General features: G+C 63.5%; 6 protein-coding genes. 2 read left to right on the top strand and 4 right to left on the bottom strand.

The genetic code is table 11. The annotated features are described in order from the left end of the window. Nucleotides 1-1,985: RHS repeat-associated core domain-containing protein (locus AC1D1Y_RS22110; RefSeq protein WP_477684231.1), on the top strand; the 1,985-nt coding region annotated here is incomplete at its 5' end. A gap of 324 nt (nucleotides 1,986-2,309) precedes the next feature. Here AC1D1Y_RS22110 and AC1D1Y_RS22105 read toward each other — a convergent pair. Next, nucleotides 2,310-2,954 carry a hypothetical protein gene (locus AC1D1Y_RS22105; protein WP_477684230.1) on the bottom strand — a complete coding sequence of 215 codons (645 nt, stop codon included), beginning with the start codon at nucleotides 2,952-2,954 and terminating at the stop codon, nucleotides 2,310-2,312. Between the two features lie 901 nt (nucleotides 2,955-3,855). Here AC1D1Y_RS22105 and AC1D1Y_RS22100 point away from each other — a divergent pair. Continuing rightward, a complete protein-coding gene (locus AC1D1Y_RS22100; protein WP_477684229.1) occupies nucleotides 3,856-6,330 on the top strand; it encodes a LamG-like jellyroll fold domain-containing protein in 2,475 nt (824 codons plus the stop codon). 157 nt (nucleotides 6,331-6,487) lie between these two features. Here the strand turns inward: AC1D1Y_RS22100 and AC1D1Y_RS22095 are convergent, their stop codons facing one another. The 3 genes from AC1D1Y_RS22095 to AC1D1Y_RS22085 all read right to left on the bottom strand — a co-directional run bounded on the left by AC1D1Y_RS22095 (nucleotide 6,488) and on the right by AC1D1Y_RS22085 (nucleotide 11,545). After that, complete coding sequence (locus tag AC1D1Y_RS22095) at nucleotides 6,488-7,636, bottom strand: alpha-hydroxy acid oxidase (protein ID WP_477684228.1); 1,149 nt, start codon at nucleotides 7,634-7,636, stop codon at nucleotides 6,488-6,490. A 118-nt stretch (nucleotides 7,637-7,754) separates the two neighbouring features. Further along, complete coding sequence (locus AC1D1Y_RS22090; RefSeq protein ID WP_477684227.1) at nucleotides 7,755-9,086, bottom strand: TPM domain-containing protein; 1,332 nt, start codon at nucleotides 9,084-9,086, stop codon at nucleotides 7,755-7,757. A 23-nt stretch (nucleotides 9,087-9,109) separates the two neighbouring features. Further along, on the bottom strand, nucleotides 9,110-11,545 hold the full coding sequence (locus tag AC1D1Y_RS22085) for a transglycosylase domain-containing protein (RefSeq protein WP_477684233.1): 2,436 nt from the start codon (nucleotides 11,543-11,545) through the stop codon (nucleotides 9,110-9,112). Nucleotides 11,546-11,586: the final 41 nt, after the last annotated feature.

The raw sequence follows: 11,586 nt of genomic DNA, 5'->3' as shown, positions 1-11,586 counted from the left end.
GCCCCGACACGGGCGCCAGCCAGTACACCTATGACGCGCTCGGCAAACTGCTCACCAAAACCGACGCCCGCGGCAAACTCACCCAGTACACCTACGACAACGGGGATCGCCTCAAAACCATCAGCTACCCCACGGGTACTGGAAGCGTCTTTGAATACGACGGCGGCACCACGCCAGTCCCGGGCGCCATAGGCCAGCTCACCAAAATCACCGATGCATCCGGCCAGGTTGTCTACACCTACGACGGCATGAGCCGCAAGACCGGAAAAACCCAGACGACGGGAGCTAGGACATTTACGGTGGGCTATACCTGGGGTGATAGCGGAAGTGCACTGGACAAGCTCACGGCCATCACCTATCCGAGCGGAACGAGGGTCAATTACAGCTACGACAGCTATGGCGATGTTTCCGGGATCACCGTGAACCCACCGAATATCAATGGCGTGGGCACCAATACTGGATCCACCTTGCCGATGATGAGCGCCATCACCCGCAATGCAGAAAGCAAGCTGACCGGCTGGACTTGGGCCAGCACCAAGACCCAGGCGATCAGCTATGACGCCAACGGCCAGATCAGCGCCTACAACCTCGGTGACGCCACGGGCACCGGCATCCGACGCACCATTGTTCGTGACAGTGCAGGGCGCATCACGGGTTACACACACGTCAGCAATGGAGCGCCCGTTCCCGCGCTGGATCAGAGCTTTGGATATGACAACCTGAACCGCCTGACCAGTGCGGCCCTGGGCGCTACGACCATCCAATACAGCTATGACGCCACGGGCAACCGCACGGCCAAGGTCATCAGCGGCACGAGCTACCCCAACACCATCTCAGCCACGAGCAACAAGTTGACCCAGACCCAGGATGTGGGTGGTACGGCAACTGTTGTGCATGACGCGGCCGGCAATATCACGAGCGATGGGATCAATAGCTATACCTATAGCGATCGGGGACGGCTGGCGACCATGACAAATGCTGGTGGCACTGTGAGCTACAGCTATAACGCCTCGGAGTTGCGGGTTGGGAAGACAGGACCGACAGCGCTGGTACCCACGGGTGCGACCTACTACGTCTATGACGAAGCCGGCAAGCTGCTTGGCGAGTACGATGTCAACGGCACTCCCCTCTACGAAACCATCTACCTCGACGACCAGGTTGGAGTGATTAAGCAAACGGGCACGGCAGCCACGAGCGATATCGCAATCAGTTTGTACAACATTTCGACCGACCAGCTCGGCGCACCACGCATCATTGCCCGTCAAAGTGATGAAGCGATTGCTTGGCGCTGGGATTCGGCAGAGTCGTTTGGCGCAACGGCGCCGGATCAAAATCCTGCGGGCCTAGGTATTTTCAGTTTCAACCAGCGCCTGCCCGGCCAGGTGTTTGACTCGGAGAGCGGACTGTTCCAGAACTGGAATCGGGAGTACAACCCACGCATTGGGCGATATATGCAGTCCGATCCGATTGGCCTCGCCGGGGGCGTCAATACCTTTGCGTATGTGGGTGGGGATCCTCTGAGGTTCACAGACCCAACTGGCCTGTTCACAGGAAAGTTGCATAGGGAAATCACCGACACTGCCCTCTCTATCACCGGAGCAACATGTGTCAACTTGGGTAGAGAAGTAGCAGGCGCGGATTGGCTTCCTGGAAGCCAAGACCCCTCACACTCCCATGAGCATGCGATGCAAGATGGTACCGATCCATCTATGACCCCAGATCAAGCAATAAAAAAGTATCAAGATTACGTCGCGAAGAACGCGAAATCATGTACTTGTGCGGGCCTTGCGCGGGCTTTGCATGCGACTCAAGACGCATATGCGAGAGGCCATCGCGGGCATAAAAAGTGGTTTGGCGGAATACCGTCTCTAAAGCATATTGCGGGAGATGAAGCGCCTGCAGCTTGGGAGAAGGCCCAAGCGGTCGAAGAGTCCGTCAAAGTAATTCGAGAGTTTCAGAAAAATTGCACCATATGCCAACCATGAATCAGTTATCACCTCTGAAGCGCATCGCGATCGGAGCCGGGGCCTATGTTTTGTTGTGCCTCTCGGCGGCATTTCTGTATGTTGGACTGCGAGCATGGATTCCACCAGACTCGATAAGTCGCCCAGTTGTATTTGTCGTGGCAGGACCCGCACTCAGTTTATTTACCCACATGGGGCCAATACTGTTTGGGTTACAAAGTCTGTTTGTCCTTCCTTGGCTTATTGGTGTTTTCTTGTCTAGTCGTAATCGGCGGTTGTTTTTTGCAGTGTTCGTAGCTAGCTGGCTACTCATGGGGGCGACTCTTTTTAACCTGTTTCTTTGATTTATCCATGGAGTGAACCCCTCGGGCTGGAAGGCACCATGGTGTTCAATGTCTTCACCAAGCGCCTCCCGCTGCAGCGCGTCCAGCGCCGACGCCTCATAGGCGACGGCAACAACGATCCAGTCGGCCGCCTTGTCCTTGCCGCCGCGGATCTGCTGCTCTTTTGTGCTGGCGGCCTGTGGTGTCTCCGTGCGCAGTACATGGAATACGGCGCCGCCGGGCCGGCCGGAGAATGCCGCCCCAGCGCCGAGAGGTGCTCCTGCAGTTCCGCATGCCGGCCCTCGGCGGGCGACAGCCGCAGGGTCAGCGCGTGGCGGCCTATGCCGCCTCCGCTACTGTGCAGCAGCCGGCACTGGCTCCGGACCATGTCGCCGTGGCCCGGCATCATCTGTGTGGACCAGGGCGTGGGATTGTTCAGGCGTTCCAGGTAGCCGGCCGAGGTGAGGGTCTCATAGTTCTCCAGCTCGTACAGCACGAAAAAACCTTCTCCACCGTCGGCGCTGGACCAGCGTGAGCCGCGCAGGAAACCCGGGATGCCCATGCGCTCGGGAAAGTGTTCGTGGGATTGCCGGTGTTCGAACTTCTCCCGGTGTTCGGCCGCCATGTTCCACCACATCGCGACGGCTGCTTGCCCCAAAGAGGCCATGGTATTTACTTTCCGCTCCGCATGCGCGGCAGCCCGGTGTTGAGGGTGAACTCCTGTGTCGCGTGCCCGGCTTGACCGTCAGTACATGCGCCTGGCGCACGCGGCCAAGAACTATTTTTCCGCAGTTCGATTCTCTGCGATACGCGCGCTGATGCGCATGCCATTTCTTCGTAATCCTGTGCAGACGAATACTGAGAAGGTATTCAATTCGGATTGAACTCGAATTGAATCGTTTCCGGCAGGCCAAATGCCGGCGGAATTCTGCCAGAAGCCCGTGAAATTGATAAGCGCGAAATTTTCAGGGTGGAAGATTTCGTTGCCCCATACGCACACCTAAGATTTTCTCATGCAGATGGAGGGTGACAGGCGCAATGCCCGTCACTAGACTGCGGGCTCGCTCGCCTGGCTAGGCGCAAGAAAGAATTCTGGGAGGGGATTGATGAGCTTGTCCATTGCTGGTGCAATCATGTTTGTGTTTCGCAGGTGGGAACTGCAGAGGCTGTCGTGCCTCTTGCTGGCAGTCGGGGCGGGTTGCCCAACGGCCGCGGCGGCAGCATTGCAGTACTCCTATGACTACCGGGGAAACCATGGCCCGTTTGTCTCCGCGGCGGCGGCTTGCAGTGATGTGGGTGTTGTCGCGATTGACGGCGCCAACTATTACGTTCCTGTTCCACCACCTGGCATTCCACGAGCGCTTATCAGTGCTTCGATGATTGCGAATGGGATGTGCCATATCAAGTATTCGGCGACTTCGGAAACCGGCTATTTTTTCACCAACGAATTCGATTGGCCTATCGTTGCCGCGCCCCCTGCCTCCCCCCGTCCAGAGGTCGAACCAGGGCCCTCCAATTCCCGGAGCTGCCAGCGCCTTCCCTCTGGCATTTACGTAGGTAACCCGATCATGCCGGCGACAGGAGAGAAGATACTCTCGCAGGCGGATTACGTCGGTGAGGGCTTTGACGCGCTCAGTATGGTGAGAAGCTACCGAAGCGGTGGACTCATAGGACCCACGACGGCCGGGTCGCCGGCAGGCTTGGGCCAACCTTGGCTGCACAACCACTGGGTCGCACTCAAGCAAGATGGCGCGGCGGGCAGCGCCGGCAGTACGGCCCAGGTCTTGTTCGGCGACGGCACTGTGCGCGCTTTTGGCTGGGATGTGGCAACCGGCATCTGGGCCGCCACCAACGGCGCCGACACCTTGGTGCCCAACGGAGCGGGGCTTCTTTATAAGCGCCTGGATGACGACAGCCTCTGGCAATTTGATTCAGCCGGGAAACTGCTCACCGTAACCCAGCGCAACGGCTGGGTAAGGACCTACAGCTACAGCACCGCAGCGACCCCGCCCGCCGTCGCACCGGTGGCCGGCTTGCTCATTGCCGTCAGCAACCAGTTCGGCCGCACCCTGAACCTCGCCTACAACGGCGCGGGTCAGCTGGTCCGCGTGAAGACGCCTGATGAACGGACTGTCCGCTATGTCTATGACGGCAGCACCAGCTCGGCGCGTCTGGCAAAGGTCATTTACCCAGGGGGTACCAGCAGGGCCTATATCTATGACATGGAAACGCCTCAACTGCTGACCGGCATCACTGACGAGAAGGGCAACCGCTATGAAACCATTGCGTATGACAGCCAGCGCCGTGGCACCAGTACCCAGCTGGCTGGCGGAGCCGACCTGCATACCGTCAGCTACGGCACGGGAGGCGCGGTGACTGTGACCGATCCGCGAGGCACGCAGCGCACCTACAACTACGGCACCGCCAAAGGCAAGCTGGCCGTCACCGGCGCCGACAAGCCCGACGGCCCCGAAAGCAGTTCAGCCGCCAGCCGGGTGCAGGACACCAACGGCTTCGTCACGCAGGAGACCGACTTTCTGGGCGTGAACACCCTGTACACCTGGGACGCCAACCGGCGCCTGCCCTTGACGGTGACCAGGGCCGCCGCCTTGCCCGAGGTGCAAACCACCGCCACCCAGTGGCATGCCACGCTGCGGCTGCCGGTGCTCGTCACGGAGGCCGGGCGCAGCACCGCCTATACCTATGACAGCGCGGGCAATATGCTGACTCGGACGGTCACGGACACCGCGACCAGCGCAAGCCGCACCGCCACCTGGACCTATAACGCCCAGGGCCTGCCGCTGACCGAAACCCCGGCAGGCGGCGTCACGGCACGCACCTACGCCTATTACGGCAGCACGGCGGGGTTTGTGGACACTGTGGCTTCGGACCCGTACTTTGACCATGTCAGCCTGCTGCTGCGCACCGACGGCGCCGACGGTGCGGTGGCGTTTACCGACAGCAGTGCCATCCCCAAGCCCGTGGTCACCGGGGGAAACGCCAGGATCAGCGCGGCCCAGAGCAAATTTGGCGGCTCGTCCATGAGGCTTGATGGCGTGCGCGACTATGTCTCCTTGCCAGCCGATCCCTCCTTGGCCATGAAGGCTTCCGACTTCACCATCGAGATGTGGGTTTACAAGCTGGGCAACAACGCAAACACTTCGCGCCTGTGGAATCCTGACGGGGATTTTTATGCCGACGTCAACCTCCAGTTTGATGCCGGCGGCAACCTGGTGAGCTATGGCTCCGCCACCGGCACCGCCTGGAACGCCTGGGCCTTTGCGACAGGCATTCCGGTGGCCAACAACGTGTGGAAGCATGTGGCGCTGGTGAGAGCCGGCGGCACCGTGACTCTCTACGTGGACGGAGCCGGCACGGTCCTGACCACGGCCTTGGGAACAACGGCGCTGTATGACGCCGGAAAGCAGCACACGATAGGCGGCCAGGGCGTGAATGCCGATCGGTCATTCAACGGCTATATCGATGACGTGCGCGTCACCAAAGGCCTGGCCCGTTACACAGCCAATTTCACGCCACCCACCCAGGCCTTCCCCAATACCGACGCGGTACTGGACCCCGACGCCACGGGGCACACGGCAGGCGACCTGCAGAGCATCACCAATGCGGCGGGCCATGTGACGCAGTTCACCCTGTACGACAGGGCCGGGCGCGTGCGCCAGATGGTGGACCCCAACGGTATCGTGACCGATACGACCTACACCTCCAGAGGCTGGATCAACAGCGTGACGGTCACACCACCAGGCGGCACGGCCCGGACCACCCGCTACATCTACGACAACGCGGGCCAGCTGACCGGGGTGATCATGCCGGACACCACAACCATGAGCTATAGCTACGACGCCGCCCACCGCCTGACCGGCGTGACCGACGCCAAAGGCAACACTGTCACCTACACCCTGGACAGCGCCGGCAACAAGACCGGCGAGCAGGTCAAGGACTCCTCGGGCAATTTGCAGAGAAACATCACGCGCGTCTATGACACCCTGAACCGCGTGCAGCAAGTCACGGGAGCGAGCAATTGAAAACTACCACCACCACCGCCATGACTCAACCAGGAGGAGTCGAGCAGCCCTGGCCCCACCCAGACTTTCACATTGCGGCCTTCCCCATGGTGCTCGGGGCTGGAATCGAACAGGCACGCCTTGAAGCGAGGGATTTTGAGTCCCCTGCGCCTTGCGCTCAGTAAGTGCCCGGCACAAAGATGCTGCTGTCCACCGCCTTGATGTCGGTGCGCCCGCAAAAGGCCATGGTCAGGTCCAGCTCCTTGTGGATGATCTGCAGCGCTTTGGTCACGCCTTCTTCTCCCATGGCGCCCAGCCCATAGAGGAAGGCGCGGCCTATATAGGTGCCCTTGGCGCCCAGGGCCACGGCCTTGAGTGCGTCCTGGCCGGAGCGTATGCCGCCGTCCATGTGCACTTCGATCTGGTTGCCGACGGCGGCGACGATCTCGGGCAGGCAGGAGATGGAGGACATGGCGCCGTCGAGCTGGCGGCCGCCGTGGTTGGAGACGATCAGTGCATCGGCGCCTGAATTGACGGCGAGCTTCGCGTCTTCCACGTCCTGGATACCCTTGAGGATCAGCTTGCCGCCCCAGCGTTTCTTGATCCATTCCACGTCGCCCCAGTTGAGGGCGGGGTCGAACTGCTTGGCCGTCCACTCCGAGAGCGAGCCCATGTTCTCCACGCCCTTGACGTGGCCCACGATGTTGCCGAAGCCGTGGCGTTTGGTGCCCAGCATGCCCAGGCCCCAGCGCGGCTTGGTCATGAGGTTGAGGATGGTGGAGAGCGTGGGCTTGGGCGGGGCGCTCAGGCCGTTCTTCAAGTCCTTGTGGCGCTGGCCGAGGATCTGCAAATCCAGCGTCAGCACCAGCGCCGAGCAGTTGGCCGCCTTGGCGCGGTCTATCAGGCTTTCGATAAAGGCGCGGTCCTTCATCACATACAGCTGGAACCAGAAGGGATGGCGGTCGGTGCCGGCCGCGACGTCTTCGATGGAGCAGATGCTCATGGTCGACAGCGTGAAGGGGATGCCGAATTTTTTGGCGGCGCGGGCCCCTAGGATTTCGCCGTCGGCATGCTGCATGCCCGTCAGGCCCGTGGGCGCGATGGCGACCGGCATGGCGACGGGCTGGCCGATCATGGTGGTCGCCGTGCTGCGGTTTTCCATATTGACGGCGACGCGCTGGCGCAGCTTGATCTTCTGGAAGTCGCTTTCGTTGGCCCGGTAGGTGCTTTCGGTCCACGAGCCGGAATCGGCGTAGTCATAAAACATGCGGGGCACCCGCTTTTTGGCCAGGACGCGCAGGTCTTCAATATTGGTGATCACGGGCACGGTCTTGTCTCCTCAGTCGCCCAATGCTAAAGCCTGGGGCGCCGCGTCGATTGAATAAATTTTGGCGGGCTTCAAATTATTTCAATACAGGGCGCCGGCCCCGGCCCAGGCCGTCTTTCTACCAGCTGCCGGAGGCGCCGCCGCCGCTGCTGGAGCCGCCCGACGAACTCCGGCTGCTGGAGCTGGAGCTCGAACTGCTGCTCGACGAACTGCGGCCGCTTCCCCCGCTGCTGGTGCTGACGCTGCCGGGAAAGAACCCAAACAGCAGGGCCAGCCCGGCCGCGACTCCGGTGGGCAGCCAGGACTCCCAGTCCAGAAAGAGCAAGTCCGGCTGGTTCTGGAAGGCCACATAGCCCACAATGCCGGCCACCACGGCACAGCGCACGCCGAACTCCAGCAGGCTGCGCTTCCAGGCCATGTAAGCACCCGCGCCGACCAGGCCCAGCAGCAGGCAGCCGATGGCGCCCCCCGCGGCGTAGAGCAGGCCCAAGCCGAAGGTCTTGGCGCCCACCACAAAGGCAGTGCCGACCATGAGGCACACCACCAGCGCAAAACCGCCGGTAACCAGACGCACCGTGCGGGAGCGGCCGCAGCCGAAACCCAGCGCGAACGCCAGCGGCACCGGGAAAGTGAGCAGGATGGCCGCGATGCCGGGACTCTTCAGGACAACCGCCGCCACCAAAGGCATCGCGGCGAGCACGCCGACCGTCACCTGCCACTTCCAGCGGTAGAACGCGCGCGCCACGCCCACGGCGAAACCCCACAGCAGCGACGCAAAAAAAGCCCAGCCAAAGGGTGTCACGCCGCTGTGCCTGTCCGGGGCCTGCACGTCGCCGCGCACCAGTGCGCCGATGTGGTCGATGGCTGCCGCCAGTCCGCCCGCGTAGTCCCTTTCGCGAAAACGCGGCGCCATCAGCTGATCGATGATGCGGCCCGCCAGCACGTCGGGCACGCTGCCTTCCAGGCCCTGGCCCACCTCGATGCGCATGCGCCTGTCCTCGGTGGCGACCAGGATCAGGATGCCGTCGTCGCGCGCGGCGTCGCCGGGTTTCCATTTCTCGAACACGCGCATGGCGTATTCCTCGATGGCCTCTTCGCCCGTGGTCGGCAGCATGAACACGACCACTGCCGCCTGGGTGTCGGCCTCCAGCGCCAGGATCTGTTCGTTCAAGGCCGCGACCTGGGCGGTGTTCAGCGTGCCGGTGGTGTCGAGCACGCGCGCGCTGTAAGGCGGCACCTTCACCCGCACCTGTGCGGCATCAGCCGGTGCGGCTAGCTGCGCGGCATCGACCGGTGCGGTTAGCTGCGCGGTACGGGCCGGCGCTGCCGTGGCAGAACCGGCCGCCAGCACGCACAATGCCGCCCACAGCACGGCCAGGGTCCGGGAGAGGCGCCGTGTGCCGGGCGACGATGGGGACGGCAGGGCGGGTGTGTGAGTGCCGGATGTCAATGTGGGTACCGGAGTTGTGAAAATCAGCGTGCCGCCGTCGCAGCGCCACGCGCGCTGGCCTCGCGCACACCGGCGCCGCGCACTTCGAACTTGATCTCGTCGGCGACCTTGCCGCCGGCATCGACCAGCTGCACCACATGCCGGCCCGGCCAGGGCAGCCACTGGGCTTGCGGGCTGCGCGCGAACTCCTTGCCGTCCATCAGCCAGCGTGTGCCCCGGCCTTCGGCGCTGAAGCTGATGCGCTGGTGTTTGGGCGGGATGTCCGGGTCCAGCGCGATGATGGTGCCCGAGGCCGGGGCGGTGATGCGCGGCGGGGCGTCGGGCTCGGCTGCGGCTTTTTTGGCGGACCTGGAGGCTTTGGCGGGGCGGGCATCGCCGGCGGCCGAATTCGAGGCGAACACCGCCTGCTCCGTGCCCTGGATAAACCACTCGCTGCGCGCCGCTTCCAGCGGCGTGCCGCCCTGAGGGCTGAACTGCGTGCGGCTTTGCACCAGGCCGGCGGGCGGCGTGGGCGCGCGGCTGCGCTCGGTCTTGTGCAGGTAATTCATCAACGCCGCCCAGATGGGCGCCGCGCCGCTGGTGCCGCTGACGTCCCACATGGGCGCGCCGCTGGCGTTGCCCACCCACACGCCCACGGTGTAGCGCTGCGAGAAACCCATGGCCCAGTTGTCGCGCATGTCCTTGCTGGTGCCGGTTTTCACGGCCGTCCAGAAGCGCGTGGCCAGGATGCTGTCGGTGCCGAAGGTGCGCGCGCGCGCCAGCGGGTCGGCGATGATGTCGGTCGCGATAAAGGCGGCGCGCGGATCGAGCGCCGGCCTGAACACCGGCTTGGGGTTCTTCCCGAGCGAGGGCGCGCTGTAGCGCCCGCCGTTGGCCAGCGTGCGGTAGGCGTTGGTCAGTGCCAGCAGCGAGACCTCGCTGCTGCCCAGCGCCAGGCTGTAGCCGTAGTAGTCGCCCGATTCCTTGAGCGGCAGGCCTATGGCCTTGAGCTGCTTCTGGAAGGCGTCAGGCGAGACCATGACCAGGGTGCGCACGGCCGGCACATTGAGCGAGGCGCCCAGCGCGGTGCGCGCCGACACCAGGCCCTTGAACTGCCGGTCGTAGTTCTGCGGGATGTAGAGGCCGCCGGCCGTCTGGATCTGCGAGGACGAGTCCTCCAGCAGCGAGGCCGCGGTGATGCGCCGCTCGGCCATTGCTTGCGCGTACAAAAATGGCTTGAGCGTGGAGCCCGGCTGGCGCAAGGCCGTCACACCGTCGACCTCGGCCGCGTCGCTCAGCTCACCCGAGGAGCCCACCCAGGCCAGCACCTCGCCCGTGGCGTTGTCCAGCACCACGATGGCGCCGTCCTCGACATGGCGGCCGCGCAGCTCGCGCAGCTGCTGGGTGAGGGTTTGCACGGCAAAGCGTTGCAATGGGGCGCGCAGGGTGGAGCGGACGGTCTGGCTCTTCGAGTTCGGGGAGCCCTCACCCCCGCCCTCTCCCAGGGGGAGAGGGAGTAAGGCGGATTCGCTGCGTTCAAGGCTGTTGCCTCCCGTCCCTTTGGGAGCGGTTTGGGCTGAGGCCGCGCGAAGCGCCAGCAGCCTGCGCGCCAGGTGCGGCGCCACCCCTTCACTCGGATCAAAGGCCCTGCGCTGCAGCGCGGCAGCGGCAAACAGGTCCAGTCCCTCGCAGTCCACTTTGGCCGGGGCTTGCGACCGCCGCGAAGGGCCGCCCCGAGCAAGGTCGGCCCCCTCGGGGGGCAGCACAGTACGCGAAGCGACAAGCGTGGGGGCTTGCATGATTTTCAACACGCCGCAAGCCCGCTGCGAGACCTGCACCGCCTTGGCATTGGGCGCGCGCACCAGCGCGGCCGCGATCGCCGCCTCGCGTTCATCCAGCCCGTGCGCGGCCTTGCCGAAAAGCGTGCGGCTCAGTGCGTCTATGCCCACCATCTCACCGCGAAAGGGCACGAGGTTCAGGTAGGCCTCCAGGATCTGGTCCTTGCGCCAGCGCGCTTCCAGGATCCGGGCCGACACCGTCTGCCCGACTTTCTGCGTGAGGCTGCGCCCGCCCGCGCCGGCACGCCAGTCTTCGTCCATCAGGCCCGCCAGCTGCATGCTGATGGTCGAGGCGCCGCGCGTCTTGGTGTTCCATAAATTGCCCCATGCCGCGCTGGAGACCGCGCGCCAGTCGACACCGCTGTGCTCGTAAAAACGCTTGTCCTCGCTGAGCACCAGCGCCGTGCGCAGGGCCGGCGACACATCGGGCAGCGCCACCCATTGGCCGCGCCGCACGGCGCTGTCGGTGCGCAGGCGCTGGAGGACTTCGCCGTTGCGGTCCAGCACCACGGTGTCGGATGGCTTGAAGTCGCGTTTGACTTCGTCGAAAGTGGCGACGGCGTGGGCGGGGCAGGCGCAAGTCATCATCACAGAAAAGGCAAGCAAACCTGCCTTGAAATTGGTCTTCACCTGTATCTCCATGCTCATGACGCGCGACTTTTCATCTTGGTTTCCTAATCTGC

This window comes from Polaromonas sp. P1_G1, from assembly GCF_056405595.1.
Note: the sequence above shows the minus strand (reverse complement) of the source record. Positions and strands in the feature narration are given on the sequence as shown.

Bases quoted from the DNA above. Each gene is read 5' to 3' on its own strand.
- AC1D1Y_RS22105 (WP_477684230.1), bottom strand. From the start codon at position 2,954: ATGGCCTCTTTGGGGCAAGCAGCCGTCGCGATGTGGTGGAACATGGCG.
- AC1D1Y_RS22100 (WP_477684229.1), top strand. From the start codon at position 3,856: ATGCCGGCGACAGGAGAGAAGATACTCTCGCAGGCGGATTACGTCGGT.
- AC1D1Y_RS22085 (WP_477684233.1), bottom strand. From the start codon at position 11,545: ATGGAGATACAGGTGAAGACCAATTTCAAGGCAGGTTTGCTTGCCTTT.